The sequence below is a fragment of the Luteipulveratus mongoliensis genome (genome assembly GCF_001190945.1).
GTDB lineage: Bacteria > Actinomycetota > Actinomycetes > Actinomycetales > Dermatophilaceae > Luteipulveratus > Luteipulveratus mongoliensis.
On the sequence record NZ_CP011112.1, the window covers coordinates 4,093,918 to 4,117,766 of the forward strand.

At 67.2% G+C, this 23,849-nt stretch carries 24 protein-coding genes; 8 read left to right on the plus strand and 16 right to left on the minus strand.

The features are described 5' to 3' along the window. Positions 1-22 precede the first annotated feature (22 nt). The 11 genes from atpA to VV02_RS19440 form a co-directional block, all read right to left on the minus strand. On the minus strand, positions 23-1,657 hold the full coding sequence (gene atpA, locus VV02_RS19390; RefSeq protein ID WP_052594210.1) for a F0F1 ATP synthase subunit alpha: 1,635 nt from the start codon (positions 1,655-1,657) through the stop codon (positions 23-25). A 112-nt stretch (positions 1,658-1,769) separates the two neighbouring features. Then, a complete protein-coding gene (locus VV02_RS19395) occupies positions 1,770-2,582 on the minus strand; it encodes a F0F1 ATP synthase subunit delta (protein WP_052594213.1) in 813 nt (270 codons plus the stop codon). Next, on the minus strand, positions 2,582-3,184 hold the full coding sequence (locus VV02_RS19400; RefSeq protein WP_052597283.1) for a F0F1 ATP synthase subunit B: 603 nt from the start codon (positions 3,182-3,184) through the stop codon (positions 2,582-2,584). Before VV02_RS19400 ends, VV02_RS19395 begins: the two co-directional genes overlap by 1 nt. A 59-nt stretch (positions 3,185-3,243) precedes the next feature. After that, positions 3,244-3,459 (minus strand): ATP synthase F0 subunit C, encoded by a 216-nt coding sequence (gene atpE, locus VV02_RS19405; protein WP_425412298.1) that lies wholly within the window; start codon positions 3,457-3,459, stop codon positions 3,244-3,246. 122 nt (positions 3,460-3,581) lie between these two features. Further along, complete coding sequence (gene atpB / locus VV02_RS19410) at positions 3,582-4,400, minus strand: F0F1 ATP synthase subunit A (RefSeq protein ID WP_052594216.1); 819 nt, start codon at positions 4,398-4,400, stop codon at positions 3,582-3,584. A 130-nt stretch (positions 4,401-4,530) separates the two neighbouring features. Further along, positions 4,531-4,803: a hypothetical protein gene (locus VV02_RS19415; protein WP_218917445.1), complete on the minus strand. Its 273-nt coding sequence runs from the start codon at positions 4,801-4,803 to the stop codon at positions 4,531-4,533. Between the two features lie 33 nt (positions 4,804-4,836). Beyond that, complete coding sequence (locus tag VV02_RS19420; protein WP_052594219.1) at positions 4,837-5,316, minus strand: Cg1360 family ATP-synthase-associated protein; 480 nt, start codon at positions 5,314-5,316, stop codon at positions 4,837-4,839. 148 nt (positions 5,317-5,464) lie between these two features. Beyond that, on the minus strand, positions 5,465-6,568 hold the full coding sequence (locus VV02_RS19425; protein WP_052594221.1) for a glycosyltransferase family 4 protein: 1,104 nt from the start codon (positions 6,566-6,568) through the stop codon (positions 5,465-5,467). Between the two features lie 10 nt (positions 6,569-6,578). Then, positions 6,579-7,856 carry a serine hydroxymethyltransferase gene (locus VV02_RS19430; RefSeq protein ID WP_052594223.1) on the minus strand — a complete coding sequence of 426 codons (1,278 nt, stop codon included), beginning with the start codon at positions 7,854-7,856 and terminating at the stop codon, positions 6,579-6,581. Beyond that, entirely contained in the window at positions 7,853-8,785 is a 933-nt protein-coding gene (locus VV02_RS19435; protein WP_083450297.1) for an L-threonylcarbamoyladenylate synthase, read from the minus strand. Before VV02_RS19435 ends, VV02_RS19430 begins: the two co-directional genes overlap by 4 nt. A 9-nt stretch (positions 8,786-8,794) precedes the next feature. After that, positions 8,795-9,631 carry a hypothetical protein gene (locus VV02_RS19440; protein ID WP_052594225.1) on the minus strand — a complete coding sequence of 279 codons (837 nt, stop codon included), beginning with the start codon at positions 9,629-9,631 and terminating at the stop codon, positions 8,795-8,797. 145 nt (positions 9,632-9,776) lie between these two features. Here VV02_RS19440 and VV02_RS19445 point away from each other — a divergent pair, with 145 nt between their 5' ends. The 7 genes from VV02_RS19445 (at position 9,777) to VV02_RS19475 (ending at position 18,383) form a co-directional block, all read left to right on the plus strand. Beyond that, on the plus strand, positions 9,777-10,352 hold the full coding sequence (locus VV02_RS19445; RefSeq protein WP_052594228.1) for a pentapeptide repeat-containing protein: 576 nt from the start codon (positions 9,777-9,779) through the stop codon (positions 10,350-10,352). 55 nt (positions 10,353-10,407) lie between these two features. Next, positions 10,408-10,788 (plus strand): DUF1304 domain-containing protein, encoded by a 381-nt coding sequence (locus VV02_RS19450; RefSeq protein WP_052594229.1) that lies wholly within the window; start codon positions 10,408-10,410, stop codon positions 10,786-10,788. A gap of 224 nt (positions 10,789-11,012) precedes the next feature. Continuing rightward, positions 11,013-14,036, plus strand: a complete 3,024-nt coding sequence (locus tag VV02_RS19455) for an alpha-mannosidase (RefSeq protein ID WP_052594231.1) — start codon at positions 11,013-11,015, stop codon at positions 14,034-14,036. 51 nt (positions 14,037-14,087) lie between these two features. Next, complete coding sequence (locus VV02_RS19460) at positions 14,088-15,467, plus strand: extracellular solute-binding protein (RefSeq protein ID WP_052594233.1); 1,380 nt, start codon at positions 14,088-14,090, stop codon at positions 15,465-15,467. Then, entirely contained in the window at positions 15,467-16,399 is a 933-nt protein-coding gene (locus VV02_RS19465) for a carbohydrate ABC transporter permease (RefSeq protein ID WP_052594234.1), read from the plus strand. The genes VV02_RS19460 and VV02_RS19465 overlap by 1 nt, the downstream gene beginning before the upstream one ends. Then, positions 16,396-17,292, plus strand: coding sequence for a carbohydrate ABC transporter permease (locus VV02_RS19470; protein ID WP_052594236.1), 897 nt, complete (start codon positions 16,396-16,398; stop codon positions 17,290-17,292). Before VV02_RS19465 ends, VV02_RS19470 begins: the two co-directional genes overlap by 4 nt. 209 nt (positions 17,293-17,501) lie before the next feature. Continuing rightward, a complete protein-coding gene (locus VV02_RS19475; protein ID WP_052594237.1) occupies positions 17,502-18,383 on the plus strand; it encodes an NlpC/P60 family protein in 882 nt (293 codons plus the stop codon). A 3-nt stretch (positions 18,384-18,386) separates the two neighbouring features. Here the strand turns inward: VV02_RS19475 and VV02_RS19480 are convergent, their stop codons facing one another. From VV02_RS19480 to rpmE, 5 genes are all read right to left on the minus strand, one after another. Continuing rightward, positions 18,387-19,880, minus strand: coding sequence for a M1 family metallopeptidase (locus tag VV02_RS19480; RefSeq protein WP_083450298.1), 1,494 nt, complete (start codon positions 19,878-19,880; stop codon positions 18,387-18,389). Positions 19,881-19,943: 63 nt separating this feature from the next. Next, positions 19,944-20,525 (minus strand): NUDIX hydrolase, encoded by a 582-nt coding sequence (locus VV02_RS19485; protein ID WP_083450299.1) that lies wholly within the window; start codon positions 20,523-20,525, stop codon positions 19,944-19,946. A gap of 10 nt (positions 20,526-20,535) precedes the next feature. Then, positions 20,536-21,384, minus strand: coding sequence for a peptide chain release factor N(5)-glutamine methyltransferase (gene prmC / locus VV02_RS19490; RefSeq protein WP_052594240.1), 849 nt, complete (start codon positions 21,382-21,384; stop codon positions 20,536-20,538). Further along, positions 21,374-22,456: a peptide chain release factor 1 gene (gene prfA, locus VV02_RS19495; protein WP_052594242.1), complete on the minus strand. Its 1,083-nt coding sequence runs from the start codon at positions 22,454-22,456 to the stop codon at positions 21,374-21,376. The genes prmC and prfA overlap by 11 nt, the downstream gene beginning before the upstream one ends. Positions 22,457-22,588: 132 nt before the next feature. After that, the gene (gene rpmE, locus VV02_RS19500; protein ID WP_052594244.1) at positions 22,589-22,804 is read right to left on the minus strand and encodes a 50S ribosomal protein L31; all 216 of its coding nucleotides are present in this window, start codon (positions 22,802-22,804) and stop codon (positions 22,589-22,591) included. A 220-nt stretch (positions 22,805-23,024) separates the two neighbouring features. On the opposite strand from rpmE, the gene VV02_RS19505 reads away from it, so the two are divergent. Then, positions 23,025-23,825, plus strand: a complete 801-nt coding sequence (locus tag VV02_RS19505; protein WP_157063473.1) for a hypothetical protein — start codon at positions 23,025-23,027, stop codon at positions 23,823-23,825. Positions 23,826-23,849: the final 24 nt, after the last annotated feature.

Below are 23,849 nucleotides of genomic sequence, written 5' to 3' on the forward strand. Positions count from 1 at the left end.
TCAGCTCGTCAAGGGGTCAGGCTCAGGCCTGGTTCTTGACGATCTTGGCCTGGTCGATCTGGTCCTGGGCGATCTCGTCGTGCTGCTCCGAGCCCTCGCCACCGTGGTCACCGCTGGCCTGGAACTCCTTCTTGAAGGCGTCCATGGCGGTCTGCAGGCGTGCCTTGCCGTCGTCGTCGAGCTTGGTCGTCTCGCGCACGGCGTCGAGCAGGCCCTTGTCGTTGCGACGCAGGTAGTCCAGGAACTCCGCCTCGAAGCGCTGGATGTCCTCGACCTTGACGGAGTCCAGCTGGCCGGTCGTGCCGGACCACAGTGAAGCGACCTGCTCCTCCAGCGGGAACGGCGCGTTCTGTGCCTGCTTGAACAGCGACATCAGACGCCCGCCGCGGGCGAGCTGCTGACGGGACGCGGCGTCCAGGTCCGAGGCGAACATGGCGAACGCCTCCATCTCGCGGAACTGCGCCAGGTCGACCTTGATGGAACCGGTGACGGCCTTCATCGCCTTGGTCATCGCGGCGCCACCGACTCGGGAGACGGAGACACCGACGTCGACGGCCGGACGCTGGTTGGAGTTGAACAGGTCGGCCTGCAGGAAGATCTGGCCGTCCGTGATCGAGATGACGTTGGTCGGGATGTACGCAGAGACGTCACCGGCCTTCGTCTCGATGATCGGCAGACCCGTCATCGAGCCGGCGCCGAGCTCGTCGGAGAGCTTGGCGCAACGCTCGAGCAGACGCGAGTGCAGGTAGAAGACGTCACCCGGGTAGGCCTCGCGGCCCGGCGGGCGGCGCAGCAGCAGCGACATCGCGCGGTACGCCTCGGCCTGCTTGGACAGGTCGTCGAACACGATGAGGACGTGCTTGCCGTCGTACATCCAGTGCTGGCCGATGGCCGAGCCGGTGAACGGGGCGAGGTACTTGAAGCCGGCCGGGTCGCCCGCGGGGGCGTTGACGATGGTGGTGTACTCCAGCGCGCCCGCCTCCTCGAGGGTGCTGCGCACCTCGGCGACCGTGGAGTTCTTCTGGCCGATGGCGACGTAGATGCAGCGAACCTGCTTCTCCGGGTCGCCGGTCTCCCAGTTCTGCTTCTGGTTGATGATCGTGTCGGTGGCGATCGTGGTCTTGCCGGTCTTGCGGTCACCGATGATCAGCTGACGCTGGCCGCGGCCGATCGGCGTCATGGCGTCGATCGCCTTGATGCCGGTCATCAGCGGCTGGTGGACCGACTTACGGGACACCACGTTGGGCGCCTGGAGCTCCAGCTCGCGGCGGGCGTCGGCCTTGATCTCGCCGAGGCCGTCGATCGGGGTGCCGAGCGGGTCGACCACGCGACCGAGGTAGGCGTCGCCGACGGGGACCGAGAGGACCTCGCCCGTGCGCTTGACCTCCTGGCCCTCCTCGATACCGGAGAACTCACCGAGGACGACGACACCGATGTCGTGGACGTCGAGGTTGAGCGCGAGGCCCAGCGTGCCGTCCTCGAACTTCAGCAGCTCGTTGGTCATGACCGAGGGCAGGCCCTCGACGTGGGCGATGCCGTCAGCGGCATCGCTCACGCGACCGACCTCTTCACGGGAGGCCGCGCCAGGCTCGTAGGACTGGACATAACCGTCCAGGGCGTCGCGGATCTCATCCGGACGGATCGAGAGCTCCGTCATCATCTACTCCTTCGTGCCGGGTCGCCCATCGTGGTGCGTCCCGAAGTCTGTGTGTCGTGCGAGGTCTGCTGCAGTTGTGTCGTACGCCGGTCGGCGCCGTGTCGTGCGTGGCTCAGCTGGCCAACCCACGTCGTGCGTCATCGAGCCGTCGAGCGATCGTGCCGTCGATGACCTCGTCACCGATCTGTACGCGAAGGCCACCGACGACGTGCGGGTCGAGGACGACATTCACTTGAACGGGCTTGCCGTACATATCGTTCAGCGCCTGCTTGAGCCGCTGCACGTGCGTCGGGTCCAGCGGCACTGCCGCCGTCACCAGCGCCGTCAGCTGCTCGCGCCGCTGCGTAGCGACTGCCACATAGCCCTCGAGCGCCTTCTCGAACCGGCGACCCCGAGGGGCCTCCGCCGCGTGCGCCGCGAGCCGAACCGACTCGGGCGCCGCCTTGCCGTCCAGCAGTCGCGTGGTCAGCGTGGCCTTGTCGGCCCCGCTGCGCTGACGGTCGTTGTACGCGTCACGCAGGCCCGCGTCGCCGGCAACCGTGCGGCCGTAACGGAACAGGTCGTCCTCGACCTGGTCCAGCCGCCCCTGCTGCTCTGCCGACGCGACGATCGCCTCGGCACCGAGCAGGTCGAGCGCGTCAGCCAGGTCGCGCTCGCCCGACCAGCGCTGCGCGACCAGGGCGCGCAGCAGCTCGAGCGTCTCGTTGCCGACCTTGCCGCCGAAGAGACGCTCGACCAGGTCCTGCTTCGGAGCGGCCTCGCGCGACGGGTCGGCCAGCGCGCGTCGCAAGGACGCGCTGCCGTCCAGCGTCTGACCCGCGAAGAACAGCTCATCGCCGATCTGCGTCGAGTCAATGACGCTGGCCAGGATCTGGCCGAGCTCGTCGCGTCCCTTGGCCAGGGCCGACCGGGAGGCGCCCTGCATCAGGACTCCGTCCCGGCGGGGGTGGCGCCACCGGCCGGCGTGATCTTCTCCGGAGTGACGTCGCCGGCCTCGAGCTCGGCGAGGAAGCGCTCGACGATGCCACGCTGACGCGTCTCGTCCTCGAGCGACTCACCGACGATGCGGCCGGCGAGGTCAGTGGACAGCCGACCGACATCGCCGCGCAGCGAGACAGCAGCCTGCTGACGCTCGGCCTCGATCGACTTGTGAGCCGACTCGGTGATCCGAGTTGCCTCGGTACCAGCCTGCGTACGCATCTCCTCGATGATGGTCGCTCCCTGGGAACGAGCATCCTCGCGGATCTTGGCGGCCTCCGCGCGAGCATCGGCCAGCTGGGCCTCATACTGCGCCTTGGCAGCCTCGGCCTCCTTCTGAGCTTCCTCAGCCTGCGCCATGCCACCTTCGATGGCAGCAGTGCGCTCGGCGTAGGCCTGCTCGAGCTTGGGTACAACCTTCTTGGCCACGACCCAGAGGAGGAGCAAGAAGACGATGATCCCGAAGATCAGCTCCCCCAGGTGGGGAAGGATCGGGGCTCGGCCGGCTACCTTGTCCTCGCTCACGACCGCAGCAGCTGCGGTGGCGATGTTGTGCACGGGGTTCTCCTAGGTCCGCTGAACGTACGAGATGTGCAGACCGGCGCGCGTCAAACGCCCTTCTTGAAGACGAACGCCAGGACGAGGCCGAAGATGGCCAGCGCCTCGGCGAGGGCGAAGCCCAGGATGGCGATCGACTGCAGCATGCCGCGAGCCTCGGGCTGACGGGCCACGCCGTTGATGTAGGCGGCGAAGATGAGGCCAATGCCGATACCGGGGCCGATCGCAGACAGGCCGTAGCCGATGATCGCGATGTTGCCACCGATGTTGATGGTGCCTTCCACGACGGTCTCTCTTTCGTGTTTCTGGTGTCCCCGGGCGGTATGCCACCGGCCGGAAGTGTGATTGGTGTGCGTATGAAGTTGTTGGTCTCGAACGGCGACGGCCGTCAGTGGTGCTCGCTGAGCGAGTCGGCGATGTAGGTCGCCGCCAGCATGGTGAAGATGTACGCCTGCAGGAACTCGATCAGGATCTCGAAGACCGTCATCACGGCGGCCAGCAGGTAGGACGCGCCGCCGAAGATCTTCATGTGGAAGCCCGAGGCGTGGAACATCATGTACTCGCCGCCGAGGATGAACAGCAGGAGCAGCATGTGACCGGCGAACATGTTGCCGAAGAGTCGCAGTGCGAGCGTGACCGGCCGGGTGATGAAGTAGGTGATGATCTCCAGGAACAGGATCATCGGCTTGATCCAGCCCGGCAGACCTGCGGGGACGAGGTCCTTGAGGTAGCCGAGGACACCCTTCCGACGGAAGGCGATGACCTGGTAGATCACGTAGACCAGCAGCGCGAGGGCGATCGGGAATCCGACGCGACCCATCGTGGGGTACTGGAACGGCGGGATGACCCCGAAGAGGTTGTTCACCAGGATCGTGCAGAAGAGGGTGAACAGCAGCGGGACGTACTTCAGGAACTCCTTCGACCCGATGATGTCCTGCGCGATGCCGTTGCGGATGAAGTTGTAGCCCTGCTCGGTGACCCACTGGGCCTTACCGGGAACAACCGCCGCCTTGCGCGTGGAGAAGATGAGGAACGCCCCGACGATGACCGCCGAGATGGCGAACAGGAACATCGGCCGCGTGACCGAGAAGTCACCTGAGCCGAAGAACGGCTGGTAGAACTCCTCCGGTGTCGGGGCTTCGAAGCCATCTCCGCCATCGGATGAGGCGCTGAGACCGCTCAGGGCGGCCAGCACGGTGTAGCTCACGAGATCTCCTCGACCTGGTGCAGAACTTCGGACGTGGGGGTGGGCTGGGAGGTGGCAGATGAGATCCACCGGATGGCCCCAGGAGCCGGCGAGCGCCGCGGTGACGCGCGGTGCTCAGGTCCTGCAGAAGTCAGGACGTACCGTACCGGAACCAGATCAGGTACATGGACAGCGCCATACCGCCCAGGATGCCGAGCACCACAAGGAACTGAGTGCCCAGCCAGTGGTCGAGCAGCAGGCCGAGTCCGCCGTACAGAAACGGGCCGGAGATGAGGTAGGCCGTGACGCTCCACGCGACTGCCTCGGGAATGGGTCCCTCGGAGTGCCGACCCTGCTCCGGGCCGCGGTAGGGCTCCGGGTCGCGCGGGTCCGGCGACGGACTGCCGGGTGAAGAGGCGCTCATATGCGTGTCCTGACACGTGGGGCGTACGAACCATCATGACGTCTCCTCGGTGGAGTCGTCTGCGGAGGAAGGCTCGTCGTAGACCGGCTTGCGCATCCGCATGAAGGCGGCAATCTGCGCGACCTGCCAGACCAGCGCGATCGCCAGCACGGCGATACCGAACGCCGGCCCGTCGATCCAGCTCGCGTCGGACAGGAAGAGGATGACGATGCCGAGGAAGATGATCTGCCCAAGGTAGACGGCGAGCGCGCCCGCCATCACGGTCATCGGGTTGTCATCGACGATCTTGCCCATGATGAGCAGGCCGGCCGCGAAGAAGACGACCGCGAGCAGGGCGCCGAGCGCCGCGGAGCCGCCGCCCTTGCTGTCTCGGGCAATCCAGAGCGCGATGACGACGACCGGGAACGCAACCATCGAGGCGAGCACACCGGCCTGCAGCATGGCAGCGAACGGCTTGTCACCGACAGCGACGGCCTTGGTCGGCCTAGCCGCGTCTCGCGGGCGGGAGTCCATCGTCGGGCTTCCTTAATCTGCACAGATCGTGGGCGTCAACGGGCGCCTCGCGAAGAGGCAATCTGGCGTTCCTTCGAACGCTTGTGAAAACTATCACAAGCATCTGGCGTGCCGCCAATCGGGGTCACTCCCCCGGCTCCGCAACAGGTCAGGGCCGCAGTCGACGAGCCGGGCTCCAGCGAGGTACGCCCCACGTCAGCAACAGGGACGCGGCCAGAAGGCAGGCCACCAGCGTGGTCGCCCAGCTGGCCGGGAGGAACGCATAGCCGAGCACACCCGATGCCACGGAGACCGACCACAGGTACAGGATGAGCACCGCACGACGGTGCGTGTGCCCGATCTGCAACATCCGATGGTGCAGATGCTTGGAGTCGGGCTGGGAGAAGCGGCCGCGCCGGCGGATGATCGCCATCACCACGTCGAGCACCGGCAGCGCCAGGATCGCGACTGGCAAGGCGATCGGCAGCCACTGCGCGACAGTCGCCTGGCGGTTGTCGGCGGTCGCCGGGTCGAACTGACCCGTCAACGAGATCGTTGCCGCCGACAGCAGCAGTCCGAGCAGCAGCGCGCCTGAGTCGCCCATGAACAGTCGTGCCGGGTGGAAGTTGTGTGGGAGGAAGCCCACACAGCTGCCGACCAGCCCGGCCGTGATCAAGGTCGCGACCGAGAAGACGCTGGCGGTGCTCGCATCATTGCCGGTGTTCGGCATCGAGTAGGCCCAGATGAAGAAGGTGCCGCCAGCGATGGCCACAACTCCGGCCGCCAGCCCGTCGAGGCCGTCGGCGAAGTTCACCGCGTTGGTCGTGGCGATCACGATGAAGACGGTCAGCCCGATCATCACCGGCTGCGGCAGGACGGTCTGCCCGGCGATCGGCAAGGTGATCAGCTGGACGCCCGAGAACGCCATCACCCCGGCCGCGATGAGCTGCCCCGCGAACTTGGTCAGCGCATCCAGCTCTCGGAAGTCATCGATGGCCCCGAGAAGGCACATGAGCGTGGCGCCGGCCAGCACGCCGGCCAAGGGACGATGCGGCAGTGTCGACAGATACGGCAGCTGGATGGCGACCAGGATCGCCACGGTAAATCCGACCAGCATGGCGATCCCGCCGAGTCGCGGGATCGGCACGGAGTGGACGTCCCGGCCGCGCACGGGCGTGACCGCCCCGAAGCGGACAGCCACCCAGCGCGCCACCGGGGTGGCGACGAAGGTGAAGACGGCCGCGATGACCGCGACCAGGACGTACTCGCGCACTGGAGCTCAGTCAGCCTCGCGGGTACGCGGGGAAGCGGCCCACGAGATCCGTCACCTGCGCGCGGACCTCCTTGGCCACCGCGTGGTCCGGGTCGCCGTCGCCCTCGGTGATCGCCTTGTGGATCAGGTCGGCGATCTGCTTCATCTCCTCGACGCCCATCCCCTGCGTCGTCACCGACGGTGAGCCGACGCGGATGCCGGAGGCGATGTTGGGCTTCTGCGGGTCGAACGGGATGGCGTTCTTGTTCAGCACGATGCCGGCCGCGTCGGCACGCAGCTCGGCGTCCGCACCGGTGACGTTGATGCCCTGCAGGTCGTGCAGCGAGAGGTGGGTGTCGGTGCCGCCCGTCGTGGGGCGAATTCCCTTCTCCCCCAACGACGTTGCGAGCTGCTGCGCGTTGGCGATGACCTGCTTGGCATAGGTCGCATACTCCGGCGTCGCGCACTCCTTGAAGTTGACCGCCTTGGCCGCGATCGTGTGCATCTGCGGGCCGCCCTGCATCATCGGGAAGACCGCGCGGTCAAGTGCCTTCGCGTGCTCCTCCTTGCAGACCAGCGCGCCGGAGCGCGGGCCACGCAGCACCTTGTGCGTCGTGAACGAGACGACATCGGCGTACGGCACGGGCGAGGGGATGGCCTTGCCGGCCACCAGGCCGATGAAGTGGGCGGCGTCGACCCAGAAGATGGCGCCGACCTCGTCGGCGATCTTGCGGAAGCGCTCGAAGTCGATGAGACGCGGGATGGCCGAGCCGCCCGCGAGGATCACCTTGGGCTGGTGCTCCTTGGCGAGTGCCTCGACCTCGTCGTAGTCGATGTCCTCGGTCTCCTTGTCGACGCCGTAGTTGACGGCGTTGAACCACTTGCCGGAGAAGGACATCTTGGTGCCGTGGGTGAGGTGGCCACCGTGCGGCAGGGACATCGACAAGATGGTCTCGCCCGGCTTCATGAACGCGCCGTAGACCGCCTGGTTGGCGCTCGCGCCAGAGTGCGGCTGGACGTTGGCGTGGTCGGCCTCGAAGAGCGCCTTGCACCGGTCGATGGCGATCGTCTCGGCCTTGTCGACCTCGGAGCAGCCGCCGTAGTAGCGACGCCCGGGGTAGCCCTCGGCGTACTTGTTGGACAGCGTCGAGCCGAGTGCGGTGAGGACCGCAGGGCTCGACAGGTTCTCGCTGGCGATGAGCTGGAGGCCACCACGCAGCCGGTCGAGCTCGGAGAGCAGCACGCCTGCAATGTCGGGATCGAACTGCTCGAGTGCGTCGTAGTCGGAACCGTAGAAGGGCGTGGTCATCGCTGGTCACCTGTCGCTGTCTCGGGCGGGCTGGGCTGATCTGGAAGAGCGGCTGGCTCGGCTTGGTCCTCGTCCACCGATGGTTCGGGGCGCGGGAGCGCTGTGCTCCCGAACGATCGGTGCGGCTGCACGGTCGAAGAATCCTGCCAGTGCTGGCCCAGGGTAGGCGGCTCCGGTTCGTCGACGTCAGCGGACGACGCCAGCTGGACATCCTCGGGCAGCTCCGGTGCGCCGCCAGTGACCCCGTCATCCTCGCCGACGCCGAACGGCTCCTCGACGTGCGGTGCCACCAGGTCGATGTCACCGAGCACCTCGCGCAGCCGGTCGAGCGAGACCGCGCCCTCGCGCAGCACGATCGGGTCGGGCTTGGTGCAGTCCAGGATGGTCGAGGGCTGCAGTGCGTCGCGCGGGCCGTCATCGAGGTAGATGTCGGCGAACGGTCCGAGCTGGAAACCGGCATCGGTGGCCGTCGTGGCAGCCGGCTGGCCCGTGCGGTTGGCGCTGCTCACCGCGAGCGGACCGGTCTCGGCCAGCAGAGTCAGGGTGAGCTCGTCATCGGGCATACGCAGCGCGACCGTGCCGTTGGTCTCGCCGAGGTCCCACGACAAGGACTGCTGCGCGCGTACGACGAGGGTCAGCCCGCCGGGCCAGAACTCCTTCATCAGCCGCTTGACGTAAGACGGCATGGCCATGGCCAGTCCGTCGACCGTGCGGGGGTTGGGGACCAGCACGGGGGGCGGCATCTCTCGCCCGCGACCCTTCGCAGAGAAGATCGCCGCCACACCGGCCGGACTGAACGCATCAGCCGCGAGCCCGTAGACCGTGTCGGTGGGGAGCACGACGAGACGACCGTCACCGATCGCCGTCCTGGCCGCAGCCAGCCCCTCCTCACGCCCTTCCGAGGTCGAGCAGTCGAAGACTGGACTCACACACCACTCCTAGAAACCGCCATCGAATCCACCGCCAAAGTCTCCCCCACCGAAGTCTCCGCCGCCGAAGTCCCCTCCACCGAAGTCTCCACCGCCAGAGTCCGCGCCCGCACCCGGGTCACCACCGTCGTACGCCGCCGTGTCGGCCTGGGCGCCGGCGTCACCGGATGCCGCATCGCCGGAGCCGGCGTCGCCCTGACCCTGATCCGCACCCTGGTCGCCACCGCCCTGATTGTCCGGGTTGGCGCTGTCGTCGAGGGTCGCGTCACTGGTGACGTCGTTGTCGAACAGCTCCTGAGCGATGGCCGTACCGATGAACGCACCGGCAACGCTGCCGAGCAGCATGCCGCCCATCCCGAGGCCACCGCCACCCGCTCGACCGCCGAGGCCAGGCCCGCCGAACGCACGCTGGAGTGTGCCCGGCTGCTGCATCTCGATCCGCGTCGCGCTGCGCGCCAGGGACTGCGGCGAGTCGTCGCGCGGCGCGTCCTGGGGCGAGGTCTGGGCGAGCTTGTTGAGGACCTGCTGGCGCTGCGCGGGTGTCAGCTGAGCGAACGCCTGCTCGTGCGCCTTCTCGATCTGCTCCGGCGGGGCCGTACGCAGGAGGTACTCGTAGCGCTGGATCGCCTGCTGGTCGGCGTCGGTCGTCTGCTGCTGCGGCGGCTGCTGGTACGCCGGGGGCGCCGGCTGCTGCTGGAACCCGCCCTGGGGCGCGGCCTCGGCCGGCGGTTGCTGCTGTCCGAAGCCTGCCTGCTGCCCGTAGCCCTCCTGCTGCGGCGGCTGCGGGAAGCCCGCCTGCCCCTGCTGCTGGTCCTTGCGCCCGAACAACCGGTCCAGGAATCCCATGACTGCCTCGTCTCGTGTCGTGGCTTCGGCATCTGCTCAACGTCCGACCAGCCGCACATGTCTCTGGTTCGCGCGGCCGCTGCCTGACGTGTCTTCCAGCGCTCGCGGTCGAGCGTAGTCCGAGGTCGCTGGCACAGTGCATCCCATGACAGACGAGGAGCTGACGGACGCGTCGTACGACGGACCTGGGCTGCGCGCGGTCGTGGAGTCCGCCCGTGGTCCGGTCACGCTGACCCGGTGCGACGCTCAGGACGCCGACCTGCGTGACGCGGATCTGTCAGAGGCCACCTTCGTGGACTGCACGCTGGACCGGGTGGACCTGCGGGGCGCTCAGCTGGCGGACGCGCGCTTCGTCGGGTGCCGTCTGATGGGTGCCAACTTCGAGCGGGTGCGCGGGTTGGGCTTCCGACTGGAGCGGTGCAACCTGTTCGCCGCGACGCTGGTCGGTGCTCCCCTGGCCCGCACCGACCTGTCCGGCTGCCGACTGACGGAGGCCGTGCTCCGCGGTGCCGACCTGCGGTGGTGCACCTTCGACGGCTGCGACCTGCTCAACGCCGACCTCCACATGGCACTGCTCGAGGGCGCCGACCTGAGGGGTGCCGCTCTCGGGCCGTGTGACCTGGACCGGCTGAAGGCGATGAAGGGCGCGATCGTGACGACGCGTCAGGCCACCGAGATCCTCGAGGACCTCGCCGGCATCACGATCAGCGACCCCAACTGAGCCGTAGCATCGGCACACTCGGTGCCACCGGCGCCCGACCCTTGAGGATGCCTCCATGCTCGTGGCGATCCCGGCGGCGCTCGCCGCCCTGGTGCACGTCTACATCTTTGTGATCGAGTCGCTGCGCTTCACCCATCCGTCGACGTTGAAGGCGTTCGGGATCCGCTCGGTCGAGGAGGCGGAGGTGATGAAGCCGTGGGCCTTCAACCAAGGCTTCTACAACCTCTTCCTCGCCATCATCACGGCGGTCGGTCTGATCCTCCACGCGGGCAACCACGACGAAGCCGGCGTCGCACTGGTGGCCTCCGCCACGGCGTCCATGCTGGCGGCCGCCCTCATCCTCGGAGGCAGTGATCGCAGCAAGCTGCGCGGCGCTGTCGTACAGGGCCTGTTCCCTCTGCTCACGGTCATCGCGCTGCTCGCCACGGGCTGGTAACACGCGCTCATCTGAGCACCACCAGGCTGATCCGTCCCACATGAGAAAACGATTCCCTTCGCACGTCCCGTCGTCGCCGATCTTTTGACAGGCTGATGCTGGCGCCAGTCTCCGCGGACGGCACCGGAGCCGACGAAACACGATGAGACGACGATGCCAGCCGAGGGAGCCTGCGACCTCGGCTGGAGGAGGAGTCTCGTCCAGAGGGAACAGACGAGGGATCGATGCACGACAACGCCGCCTTTGTCCGAGCGCGCCTGAAGCGATTCCGTCAGGAGTACCTCCCGGCCGCGCTTTACCGCGAACGACACCCGCTCACCCTCACGCGATGGGACGCGCCGGGCGAGCCAGTGCCGTACGACGAGGCGACCTCTCAGTCGTACGCACCCTTCGTGGCCGGTGCCGGGATCGACTCCCGCTGGGGTCGTCCGTGGGGCACGACCTGGTTCCACGTCACGGGTTCGATCCCGGAGGGCTGGGCGGATGTCGCGGGCACTCAGCTCGAGGCGGTGATCGACCTCGGCTTCAACGACGCCGGCCCTGGCTTCCAGGCCGAGGCCACCACGTACGGCCCAAAAGGCACGATTATCAAGGGAATCGAGCCGCGCAACGCCCACGTCCCGATCGAGGCGATCAGGGGCGAGCAGGGTGACATCGACTTCTACGTCGAGGCTGCGGCCAACCCCTTCATCGCCGAGAACGGCTGGTTCATGCCGACGCCGCTGGGCTCCAAGGAGACGGCTGGGACGCAAGAGCTCTACGAGTTCCGCAGCCTCGACATCGCGCTCCTCGACGTGGCCGTCTGGGAGCTGACTCAGGACATCTGGGTCCTCGCCGGCTACCTCGAGGAGCTCCCGGCTGACTCGCCGCGGCTGGCCGTCATCAGCCGCGCACTGGACCGGATGCTCGACGCGGTCGACCCGCGCGATCTGGCCAGCACCGCTGCGGCCGGACGCGAGGCGCTCGCACCGGTGCTCGCCTCCCCCGCCGTCGCCAGCGCGCACCAGGTCATCGCGACCGGACACGCGCACATCGACTCCGCGTGGTTGTGGCCGACTCGAGAGACGGTGCGCAAGTGCGCGCGCACGTTTTCCAACGTGGTCGACCTGATGGACCAGCATCCGGACTTCGTCTTCGCGTGCTCCTCTGCGCAGCAGTTCGAGTGGATCCGTGAGCACTACCCGGAGCTGTTCGAGCGGATCAGGGCCAAGGTCGCGGCCGGTCAGTTCGTGCCGGTCGGAGGTATGTGGGTGGAGTCCGACACCAACCTGCCCGGCGGAGAAGCGTTGGCACGTCAGCTGATTGAGGGCAAGCAGTTCTTCCTCGAGCAGTTCGGCGTCGACACGCAGGAGGTCTGGCTGCCCGACTCGTTCGGCTACACCGCGGCCATGCCACAGCTGGTGAAGGCATCGGGGTCGACGTACTTCCTGACCCAGAAGATCTCCTGGAACGACACCAACACGATGCCGCACCACACGTTCCAGTGGGAGGGCATCGACGGCACTCGGGTCTTCACGCACTTCCCCCCGGTCGACACCTACAACTCCGAGCTGTCCGCGACCGAGCTGCTCCGCGCCGAGCACCAGTTCCGTGAGAAGGGCGGCACCAACATCTCGTTGGTGCCGTTCGGCTTCGGCGACGGTGGAGGCGGGCCCACGCGCGAGATGCTCGGCGCCGCCGAGCGTCAGCGTGACCTCGAGGGAGCACCCAAGGTCACGATCGCCAGCCCGAGGGAGTTCTTCGACCGCGCCTCCGAGGACTACCCCGACGCACCCACGTGGTCCGGTGAGCTCTACCTCGAGTACCACCGCGGCACGTACACCTCCCAGGCCCGGACCAAGCGCGGCAACCGGCGCAGCGAGCACCTGCTGCGTGAGGCCGAGCTGTGGGCGTCCGCCGCCGCAGTCCGCGGCGACTACGACTACCCGTACGACGAGCTGCAGCGCCTGTGGCGAATCGTGCTGCTCAACCAGTTCCACGACATCCTGCCCGGCTCGTCGATCAGCTGGGTCTACGAGGACGCGGAGCGCACCTACGAGGAGATCGAGCGCAGCCTCGAGTCGATCATCGGCGAGGCGCTGAAATCGCTTGGTGGCGAAGGAGACTCACGCGTCCGCCTGAACGCTGGACCGTACGCTCGTGCCGGCGTTCCCGCCCTCGGCGCGGCACCGACTGACTCGTCTTCCGAAAAGGCATCGGTAGCCAAGGGCGCCGATGGATCGGTCACTCTCAGCAACGATGCGCTGACGGTCACCGTCGATCCCCGGGGCGAGCTCGTGTCAGTCGTCGACCTCCAGGCAGACCGCGAGCTCATCCCGACCGGCATGACCGGCAACCACCTGCAGCTCTTCGAGGACATCCCGAACGAGTGGGATGCCTGGGACGTCAACGAGCACTACCGGCGCAACGAGATCGAGGTGTCCGGCGCCACGGCTGTCGACATCGATGGCGACGCCGTCGTTGTCACCCGGCAGATCGCGGAATCGACTGTCCAGCAACGTATTTCGCTGAGCACCGAGTCACCCGCGGTGGACATCGACACTACGGTCAGCTGGCAGGAGCGGCAGCGGCTGCTCAAGGTGGCGTTCCCCGTGGACGTCCACGCCGACCGCGCCACGTCGGAGATCCAGTTCGGCCACGTCCACCGCCCCATCCACCAGAACACCTCGTGGGACGCAGCCCGCTTCGAGACCTGTGCCCACCGCTGGGTCCACGTCGGCGAGCCCGGCTATGGCGTCTCCGTGGCCAACGATGCGACGTACGGGCATGACATCCAACGGATCTCGACGAATGAGGGTGTGGCCACCCAGGTCCGTCTGTCTCTGCTCCGGGCGCCGCAGTTCCCCGACCCGGACGCCGACACCGGTGAGCACCGCATGCGCTACAGCATCCGCCCTGGAGCCTCGATCGCCGACGCGGTGGCCGAGGGCTACCGGCTCAATCTGCCGATCCGGGAGGTCGACCTGGGTGCAGCACCCGAGGCATTGGTCAGCGTGGACGGGCCCGCGGTCGTCGAGGCGGTCAAGCTCGCAGCCGACCGGTCAGGCGACGTCGTCGTACGCCTCTATGAGCCGCATGGCGGCCGGTCTCGTTCGACTGTGACGGTGGTCGACCACGGCGACGTGGCCGAGACCGACCTTCTCGAGCGAGAGATCGAGCCGAAGGCGTTGCGCACCAACGGATCTGGCGCTGCCGAGATCGATCTTCGACCGTTCCAGATCGTCACGTTGCGCTTCCGGCGCCCCTGACCGAGCAGCATCCGCACGACTCATCAATGGCGATGACTTGGAGGAACGCAGATGGCGGACTGGATCACGAGACCGGACCACACTCGTCGTGACGTGCTCAGACTGGTCGGCGGGGCGGCAGTGGCAGTGCCCTTCGCCGCCCTGGCCGGGTGCAGCTCGAACAGCGGCAAGACCCTTCGGGTGAGCTATCAGCAGTTCGGGTCCGGCAAGATCATGAGCAACTACCTGACCAAGGTGGCGGCGCAGTTCAGCAAGGCTCACCCGGACATCACGGTCGAGCTGGTGCCCCTGGTCGCGGCGGAGAACGACTACTTCACCAAGAACGAGCTGATGATGAGCTCGTCGCGGACGGCGTGCGACCTGGTCTACGAGGACACGTTCATCCTCAAGTCCGACGTCGCGGCCGGCTATCTGCAACCGATCGACCACCTGCTCGACAAGTGGCCGATGTGGGACCAGTTCTATCCGATCACGCAGACCGCGGTGCAGGCCGAGGACGGAAAGCACTACGGCGTACCGATATTCACCGACACGCGTGCGATCTGGCACAACAAGGACCTGCTCGCCAAGGCCGGGTTCCCCGCGCCGTGGCAGCCCCGCACCTGGGACGACATCCTGACCGCGGCGCGAGCCGTCAAGAAGAAGCTGCCCGGCGTCGTACCGATCAACATCTACGCCGGCAAGGCGTCCGGCGAGAAGACGTCCATGCAGGGCTTCGAGATGCTGCTCTACGGCACCAGGTCGAAGCTCTACGACGAGAAGCACAAGAAGTGGGTGCTCGGCAGCAAGGGCTTCATCGACAGCCTGCAGATGATCAAGACGATCTTCGACGAGAAGCTCGGGCCGCCGATCGCGAATGCGCTCGACCCCAACCTCAGCGAGACGGTCTCCAGCGACTGGTTTCCCCACGGCAAGCTCGCCATGGCGGTCGACGGTTGCTGGATCGGTGGTGCGTGGGGCGAGGGCGCCGCCGCCGCCTGGCCGGAGGCTCACAAGGTCCTCAAGCTGGCCAAGATGCCGACCCAGCACGGTGAGGCGCCCGGCCTGGTGACTCTGTCGGGCGGCTTCTCGTGGGCGATGCCGGCCAAGGCGTCCCAGCCCGACCTGGCCTGGCAGTTCGTCGAGCAGATGATGGGCACCCAGAACATGACCGACTTCGCGATCGCGGACAACCAGATCTCCGTACGCCGCGACATCGCCGCCCAGCCGCGCTACCAGAACTCCTCACCGACGGTCGGGTTCTTCACCGAGCTGGTGAAGAACACGACGTATCGGCCGGCGCTGGCGCCCTATCCACAGATCTCCAACGCCATTCAGGTCGCGACGGAGTCGGTGATGATCGGGTCGAAGTCCCCACAGGCGGCAGCCAAGTCATACGACGCCGCGGTCATCGACATCGTCGGCAAGTCCGAGACGATGAAGGAGGCGTGATGGCGACACTCACGGAGACGGCTGCCCGACGAGACAGCGCCGAACCACCTGACCGACGTCCGCACCGTCGTACGGCAGCACGCGGAATCCCTTTGCTGCCAGCGGTACTCGTGCTCGGAGCCTTCCTGGCCGGTCCCGTCCTCTACAGCATCTATCTCGCGTTCACCAACCGTGCGCTGCGCGGCGAGGGCGCGTCCGAGACGTCGTTCGTCGGACTCGACAACTTCCGTACCGCGTTCGACACGTCGGAGTTCTGGAACGCCGTCGGCCTCACGCTGGTGTTCACGGTCGTGTCGGGGATCATCGGTCAGAACGTCCTCGGCATGGCGCTCGCGCTGCTGCTGCGGCGGTCGGCCACCTGGGTCGGCGTCCTGACCGGCACGATCGTGGTCGGAGCCTGGATCGTGCCCGAGGTCGTCGCCGGATACCTCTGGTACACCTTCCTTTCCGACGGTGGCTCGCTCAACGGCATCCTCGGCTTCTTGCATCTGCCGAATCAGGACTGGCTCATCGCCTCACCGATCATTGCGGTGTCGTTCGCCAACATCTGGCGAGGCACGGCGTTCGCGATGCTGACCTACTCCGCCGCCCTCTCCCAGGTCTCCCCCGAGCTGGATGAGAGCGCGCAGATCGACGGAGCCGGCCCCGTACGCCGCTTCTGGTCGATCACCCTGCCGCTGCTGCGGCGCTCGATCATGACGTGTCTAATGCTCACCACGCTGCAGACGCTGTCGGTGTTCGGGCTGATCTACGTGATGACCGGTGGCGGCCCCGGCATCCAGAGCCAGACCCTGCCGCTCTACATGTACGAGCAGGCGTTCAGCTACGGGCAGCTGGGATACGGCACCGCCGTCGCCCTGATGCTGCTGCTGGTGGGCGGTCTCGCCGCCTTGGCCTACCTGCGCGTGCTGCCGAAGGAGGACAAGGAATGAGCACCGAATCAGCAACCCTGACCGGCGTCGGAGCCGCAACCGCCAAGGCCGGCCGCCGTGGCGGGCATGCCAAACGCAATCTCACCGTCAAGGCCGGCTCGTCGGTCATTCTCCTCATCATCGCCGTGGTGTTCTGCATACCGCTGCTCTGGGTGATCCTTGCCTCCATCAACCCGAATGCCTCGCTGTCCGTGGAGTGGCCGGGCAGCCCGAGCACCGACAACTACCGCGCGGTGCTCAATACGGACACGACGTATCGGCCGATCTGGAACTCCGTGATTCTCTGCGGTGGCGGGACGATCCTGACCATGATCTGCTCGGCGCTGGCAGCGTACCCGCTCAGTCGTTACCAGTCGCGCGCCAAGCGGCCATTCCTGCTCACCATCATCTTCGCGACCGGCTTGCCTATCACCGCGATCATGGTCCCGGTCTATGCGATGTTCGTGCGGGTCAACCTGATCGACTCGATGATCGGCGCCATCTTCTTTCTCGCGGCGTCGTCCTTACCGTACGCGATCTTCTTGATGAAGAACTTCATGGACGGAGTCCCCAAGGAGCTCGAGGAGAGCGCCTGGACCGAAGGCGCCGGGACGCTTCGGGCCCTCTGGTCGATCGTGCTGCCGCTGATGCGGCCCGGCACCGCCGTCGTCATGATGCTGACGTTCGCCAAGATGTGGGGCGACTTCTTCGTGCCCTTCATGCTGCTGCTGTCACCCGACAAATTGCCCGCGTCAGTCAGTCTCTTTACCTTCTCCTCACAGTACGGACAGGTGGCGTACGGGCAGCTCGCGGCCTTCTCGATCCTCTACTCTCTGCCGGTTGTGCTGCTTTATCTCGTACTCGGTCGGCGCCTGCGAGACGGATTTGTCGCCGCCGGTGGCTTGAAAGGCTGATGCCCCAATCTTGACCAAACGTAGATCGGCGGGGGGCTTTCCTCCCGCCGACTACGAATGTCACGGTGGATGTGCAGACGCCAGCTCGGGGTTACGGTCTCTGATCGGGGTACTCCATGTCCGCACGCTCAGGAATCGGCCCGACAATCTCTCGACGCACTGTCCTCGCCTTGCTGGGGGCCGCCCCCACCAGCGCCGCATTAGGGCGAATGGGCAGCGCAAACAAAGCGATCTACCAGTTCGTCAGGCACAGCCCACCTGCCCGGACCGACGTGTACGACGGCACGGGCAAGCTGGTCGCGACATTCACCGACCGAGCACGCACCGTGACGTTGGCCGGACCGGCACGGACGTTCGCCGAGGCCGGCAGCACTTCCGCGACCGTGCGGCAGTCCACGTGGGTGCGGGTCGCGCCGAGGGCTTGGTCAGCCGGCGAGGCGAGCGCCTCCTGGGTGCGTCCGTGGCTGAATGCCGTCGTCGGGAGCCCGGTCGGCGACATCCTCACCCTGGCGATGCAGTATGTCGACGGAGCGCCGAACATCACCGATGCCGACGGCACCCGCTATGCGGGGGACGCGGCGTACGGTCCGATCGTCGCCGGCGAGCACCTCGAAGGGTCGGACATCCAGGACTACCTCGGCGTGCCGTGGACCTTTGACGACGGCGTCACCAGAATGCCCAGGACCGATCGGTACGGCATGGTGGACTGCTCGGGTTTCGTCCGGCTGCTGCTCGGACTCCGGTTCGGCTTTCCGCTGCTCAGCGGGTACGTCGCCGGCCCCGGTCTCCCCCGACGTGCCCAGGACCTGGCCGCCCGAGGGCCCGGCACGATGGTCATCCCGGACACCGGCGTACGTCCCACCAACCTCGCGGCGCTGCGGCCCGGCGACCTGCTCTTCTTCAGCACCGAGGGTGACGGGATCATCAATCACGTGGCGTTCTACCTCGGGATCGACAGCGCTGGGCGACGTCGGTTCTTCTCCAGCCGCAAGACGTTCGAGGGCCCCACCATGGGTGACGTCGGAGGCGTGTCCGTGCTGGACGGCAACGGCTACTACGCGGTCGGCCTGCGCAGTGCCCGTCGAGTCTGAGCGTCAGGTCACCGGTCGGGGCTGGGTCGTGGAGTCCAGCCATGTGTTGATCAGCGCAGTGAGGTCACGGCCGGTGCTCTTGTTGACGTAGGCGATGAAGGTCGCCCGATCGGCGCTGCCGTTGCGATGCTCCTGCGACCAGCCACGTGCCATCGTGAAGAACGCGGTGTCACCGACGGTCTTGCGGATCTGGTGCAGCATCGCCGCGGCGCAGGTGTAGACGTTGCGCGCCGCGAAGCTGTCCGCACGAGGAGTTCCGGGTGGCCCGGACTCCTTCCGATCGGCGGCATCTTCCGTCAGCATCATCTGGTCCAGATCGGCATTGGGCGTGTGGTCCTTGTCCTGCTGCCACAGCACCTGCGCGTAGTAGGCCCAGCCCTCGTTGAGCCAGACGTCCTTCCACGTCTTCGGACTGACCGTGTCGCCGAACCACTGGTGCGCGTACTCGTGCAGCAGGTTGCGCTCGAACCGCGGCCGTCCGATGCCCACCGGGCCCATCTGTCCCATCGTGACCAGCTGCTGGGTCTCCATCGCCGAACGGCTGTCGACCACGACCAGGCCCCCGCTGGCGAACGGGTACGGTCCGAACCGCTGCTCGAGCCAGGCGATCATCGCCGGGGACTCGCGCGCGACCTCGAGCTCGTCAGCGTCCTGCGGCCGGACCCAGTACGTCAGTGGCAGTCCTCGCGGCCCGTTCGCCTCCTCCTTCTTGAACGGCCCGACCGCCACGGTCGTGAGGTACGACGACACCGGGTCGGTGGTCGTGTACCGGTTGGTCTGTCCGCTGGTCCCCGCTGGCGTACCCGATGCCACGCCGACCCAGCCCGCGGGCGCGGTGACGGCGATGTCGTACAACGCCTTGTCGGAAGGCTGGTCGTTGACGGGGTACCAGGTGAGGGCGCCGTACGGCTCCTGCATCGTCCAGAGCTCGCCGGTCGGTGTCACGGTCAGCCCGAGCGGCTCGATGTCGGTGCGCTTGGACGGGTCTGCGATCGGACGCGGAGTGCCGTGGTAGCGAACGACCACAGCGGCGGCAGCATCCTTCGTGAGCGGGGTGGGCACCGTGAGCTTGTCCTGCGGGGACGTCGATCCGCTGACGGACTTCCCGTTGACCGTCACTGAGTCGATGACGTAGTCATGGAGGAAGTCGAGGGTGATCCGCGGCAGGTCGGCCGTTGCGCGCAGCTGCAGGGCCGCCGTGCCGGTTAAGGTCCTGGTCTGCTGCGACCAGGTCAGGTCGAGCCCGTAGTGCAGGACGTCGAGTCCGGCGTTGCCCCGACTCGGATAGATGGTGTCTGGAACAGGGTCCGAGCGGCCGGCCGCCCACCTCGCGATGTCGGCGGGACCAGGGCTGGACGCCGGCGAGGGCGACATGGTCGGTGAGCTGGGCGCCCGCTGAGGCGTGGGGTCGTCGCAGCCGCCAACCGCGACCGCGGCGAGCAGCGTCACTCCTAGCGCCGCAACGGCGCGCCGACCTCCATGAAGATGACCTCCCATGGCCTCACTGAAGGGGACGAGGCGCTCAGAACTCCGGCTGCAGCCGCATCCGAGACCAACCTGTCATCTGTCCTGGACCGCCCCGTGGTGACCGAGAGACGCGGGAACGCTGGACTCCTCGACCTGATCCAGCACGACCGGCCACGCCTTGGTGACCCCCACGAGGTCCCACAGATCCATCAGGTTTGCCGGCCAGATCTCATCCGTCGCGGCCAGGACGTCGGCGCGGCTCCACCAGCGGTGCTGCTGGATCGTGACCTGCTCCTCCGGCGTGAAGCCGACGGTGCTCACCTCGAACGTCGCGACCCGTGCGACATAGAACGCATCGTCCTGATCGACGACCTGGTCGCTGTAGCCATGCACGACGTGCCTCCGGGCCAACGGCCCGAGCACGGCTGCGCGTCCGAGCGCGAGGCCGGTCTCCTCATCGATCTCACGCACCACGGCGTCGAGCTCGGACTCCCCCGGATCGATGCCGCCGCCGGGCAGGATCCACCAGGTCTTGTCGATGCCGGGGTCGCTGTCCTGGAAGAGCAGGACCCGGTCCTGATCGTCGACCAGCAGCACTCGTACGGTCGAGCGCACGACATGTCGGCGTTGGGTGGGGTCCGATGCGGCGGTGAGGGTGCGCTCGAGATCGGTCACCCTGCTGACCCTAGGGCGCGCGGACGGCCGTCAGGGCTCTTGGACGCTCAGTCAGATCACAATGGTCCTGGATGTCCGCCCAGTGGCCCTGCCGCGTCAGCGCGCGCGGCAGCGAGTCGCCTTGCACATCAGCGTGTTCCATGACGAGGCGACCCTCTGGACGCAGCAGCTCTGCGGCCCTTGCCGCGACCTCGACGGGGATCCTGAGACCATCGTCGCTACCCCCGAAGAGTGCGACCTCGGGGTCGTGGTCGCGGACCTCCGGGTCGATCGGCACCATCCCGACGGGGATGTAGGGAGGATTGCTGACCACGACATCGACCAGACCGACGAGGTCCGGGAACGCGGATTGCGCTGCGCCACAACGAATCTCGACCTCAAGACCCAGCTGATCGCGATTGCGCTCGGCCCAAGCATGAGCCATCGGATCGAGCTCGACGGCGAGGACGGTCAGGTCAGGGCGCTCCTGCTTGATGGCGAGTGGGATCGCACCGGACCCCGTGCACAGATCAATGACGAGGCCACCGTGTGCCACGTCGGCGAGCGCGAGGTCGACGAGCATCTCGGTCTCGGGTCGCGGGATGAAAACGCCTGGCCCGACAGCAAGCTCGATGCCCCGGAAGCCTGTGACGCCGGTGAGGTGCTGCAGCGGCACCCGCGTGGCCCGGGCGTCGACCAACGAGGTGAGACGGTCGCGGACGTCGGCCGGCGGCGTACGGCCCATGACCTGGGCGTGCCGGACCTCGGCAACCGAGCGGCCCCACGCATGAGCGAGCAGCGCGACCGCGTCGTGCTCCGGTGAGGGGATGCCGGCCTCCGCGAGCCGAGCCGTCACCTCACGGATCTCGTCATGACCCATCGGCGACGGCCTGCATCCGCGCAGCCTCGTCGGCGGCGACCGCGGAGTCGACCACGGCGCCGAGGTCACCGTCGAGGACCGTGTCCAGGTTGTACGCCTTGTAGCCGGTGCGGTGGTCGGCGATCCGGTTCTCGGGGAAGTTGTAGGTGCGGATCCGCTCGGAGCGGTCGACCGTGCGGACCTGCGACTTGCGCGCTGCTGACGCCTGCGCCTCGCGCTCGTCAATCTGCATCTGCCGCAACCGTGCTCGCAGCACGCGCATCGCCGACTCCTTGTTCTGGAGCTGCGACTTCTCGTTCTGGCAGGAGACGACGAGTCCGGTCGGCAGGTGCGTGATGCGCACGGCCGAGTCGGTCGTGTTGACCGACTGCCCGCCGGGACCCGACGAGCGGTAGACGTCGATCTTGAGGTCGTTGGGACCGATCTCGACCTCGTCGTCCTCCTCGACGTCCGGAGTGACGAGGACGCCGACGGCCGAGGTGTGGATGCGGCCCTGCGACTCGGTGACCGGGACGCGCTGCACGCGGTGGACGCCGCCTTCGTACTTCAGGCGCGCCCACGGTGCCGTCCCCGGCTCGGGAGTGCCCTTGGCCTTGATGGAGATCCGGACGTCCTTGTAGCCGCCGAGGTCGGAGTCCGTGCCGTCGACGATCTCGGCCTTCCAGCCGGCGCGCTCGGCGAACCGGAGGTACATCCGGGCCAGGTCGCCGGCGAACAGCGCCGACTCCTCGCCACCCTCCCCCGCCTTGACCTCCAGGATGATGTCGCGGTCGTCGTCCTCGTCGCGCGGCAGCAGCAACGTGCGGAGCTTGTCCTGCGTCGCGGTCAGCTGTTCCTCGAGCGCCGGGATCTCCTCGGCGAACGACGCGTCCTCGACCGCCAGCTCACGGGCCGCCTCGAGGTCGTCCTTGGCGCTCGTCCACGCGTGGTACGCCGCCACGGTGGGCGCGAGCGCGGCGTACCTCTTGTTCAGCCGGCGCAGGGCGGTCGGGTCGGCGTGCACCGCCGGGTCAGCCAGCTGCCGCTCCAGGTCAGCGTGCTCGGAGACGATCGTCGCTGCGGACTCGAGCATCAGGATCTCTTCTCGGCGGGGCGGGCGGGCGGGTCAGGGAGAGTGGCCGGGTCGGGAGAGCCGGGCTCCGGCGTACGGACCAAAACGAACACCGGCCCTGCCCATCAAGGGCAGGACCGGTGTGCGAGGGAGCTACTTGGCGGCCTTCTTGCCGTAGCGCTCCTGGAAGCGGGCGACCCGACCACCGGTGTCGAGGATCTTCTGCTTGCCGGTGTAGAACGGGTGGCACTGCGAGCAGACATCGGCGCTGATCTTGCCGTTCTCAGCAGTGCTGCGGGTGGTGAACGTCGCGCCACAGGTGCACGTCACCGTGGTCTCGGCGTACGCCGGGTGAAGGTCTTTCTTCACGGGATTCTCCTAGCTGTTGGGGTGTCTCCGGGTCGTCAGCGCTCGATGCGACAACGTGAACCGGTGACCAGCGGACCAGTCTGCCAGAGCGGCAGACCAACAGTCCAAACGAGAACCGTTCCCGCCCTATTCCTCGACGACCCGTGTTGCGCGCAACGGCGCTTGGTATGACCAACCAGGCCGTACGATCCGCGCAGCATTCTTCAATCAGGGGGACCTCATGCCGTCACGCCGAATTCCGCCCATCATGTTGGGCGTCCTCACGTTGCTCCTCGCAGCCTGCTCAAGCGGTTCGGGGACCGCTGAGCCATCCACCTCACCCACCGTGAGCTCGTCCGCGGCTCGCCCCTCCGCTACTGCGTCGGCTACCGCGTCGACGGCTCCGACCACCGCCGCGGACCCCACCGCTCTGGACGACACCACCGATTTCGCGGACCCGAGCAATCCGGACAACTGGGACGAGTACGACGACGGCCCTGACGAGCACGTCAAGGTCGATCCGGGCGGCACGGGATATGTGATCAAGACGTCGACCGACGGCATGGCGTTATTGACCTCGCAGTCCTTCGCCCATGTCCGCGCGAGCGATGTGTCGGTCTCGATGCGGACGGTGTCGCACGCGACACCGGCGGACACCTATGTCGGCGTGGCCTGCATGTCACAGCTGAACACCGATGGCTCGATGAAGACGTGGTACTCGCTCTCGTACAACGGGGCGGGTCACATGGCCATCGTGAAGTCGAGCGGTGATCGGGACACCCTCCTCGCCGAGGGAAAGATCCCGAACTACCGCGCCAGTCACCCACCCACGGTCGATATTCGGTGCCGCCGCACTCCAGCAGGAGTCGAGCTATCGGCCACGGTCGCCGGTTCCCGGGTGGTTCGAACGACTGCCAAGGTCAACCCGCTACCGGCCGGTGAGGTGTTCTTGCAAGTTGCCAATGGGCGGCAACGAGACAAGTCGGGTTCCAAGATCGACCGCTGGGTCATGTCGTTGCGAGGCACCACCAAGACCCAGTAACGGGTCATTCGCGTTGTCGGTGGG

Bases quoted from the DNA above. Each gene is read 5' to 3' on its own strand.
- atpA (WP_052594210.1), bottom strand. From the start codon at position 1,657: ATGACGGAGCTCTCGATCCGTCCGGATGAGATCCGCGACGCCCTGGAC.
- VV02_RS19395 (WP_052594213.1), bottom strand. From the start codon at position 2,582: ATGCAGGGCGCCTCCCGGTCGGCCCTGGCCAAGGGACGCGACGAGCTC.
- VV02_RS19415 (WP_218917445.1), bottom strand. From the start codon at position 4,803: ATGAGCGCCTCTTCACCCGGCAGTCCGTCGCCGGACCCGCGCGACCCG.
- VV02_RS19420 (WP_052594219.1), bottom strand. From the start codon at position 5,316: ATGGACTCCCGCCCGCGAGACGCGGCTAGGCCGACCAAGGCCGTCGCT.
- VV02_RS19430 (WP_052594223.1), bottom strand. From the start codon at position 7,856: ATGACCACGCCCTTCTACGGTTCCGACTACGACGCACTCGAGCAGTTC.
- VV02_RS19440 (WP_052594225.1), bottom strand. From the start codon at position 9,631: ATGGGATTCCTGGACCGGTTGTTCGGGCGCAAGGACCAGCAGCAGGGG.
- VV02_RS19445 (WP_052594228.1), top strand. From the start codon at position 9,777: ATGACAGACGAGGAGCTGACGGACGCGTCGTACGACGGACCTGGGCTG.
- VV02_RS19450 (WP_052594229.1), top strand. From the start codon at position 10,408: ATGCTCGTGGCGATCCCGGCGGCGCTCGCCGCCCTGGTGCACGTCTAC.
- VV02_RS19455 (WP_052594231.1), top strand. From the start codon at position 11,013: ATGCACGACAACGCCGCCTTTGTCCGAGCGCGCCTGAAGCGATTCCGT.
- VV02_RS19460 (WP_052594233.1), top strand. From the start codon at position 14,088: ATGGCGGACTGGATCACGAGACCGGACCACACTCGTCGTGACGTGCTC.
- VV02_RS19465 (WP_052594234.1), top strand. From the start codon at position 15,467: ATGGCGACACTCACGGAGACGGCTGCCCGACGAGACAGCGCCGAACCA.
- VV02_RS19470 (WP_052594236.1), top strand. From the start codon at position 16,396: ATGAGCACCGAATCAGCAACCCTGACCGGCGTCGGAGCCGCAACCGCC.
- VV02_RS19475 (WP_052594237.1), top strand. From the start codon at position 17,502: ATGGGCAGCGCAAACAAAGCGATCTACCAGTTCGTCAGGCACAGCCCA.
- VV02_RS19480 (WP_083450298.1), bottom strand. From the start codon at position 19,880: ATGGGAGGTCATCTTCATGGAGGTCGGCGCGCCGTTGCGGCGCTAGGA.
- prmC (WP_052594240.1), bottom strand. From the start codon at position 21,384: ATGGGTCATGACGAGATCCGTGAGGTGACGGCTCGGCTCGCGGAGGCC.
- prfA (WP_052594242.1), bottom strand. From the start codon at position 22,456: ATGCTCGAGTCCGCAGCGACGATCGTCTCCGAGCACGCTGACCTGGAG.
- VV02_RS19505 (WP_157063473.1), top strand. From the start codon at position 23,025: ATGCCGTCACGCCGAATTCCGCCCATCATGTTGGGCGTCCTCACGTTG.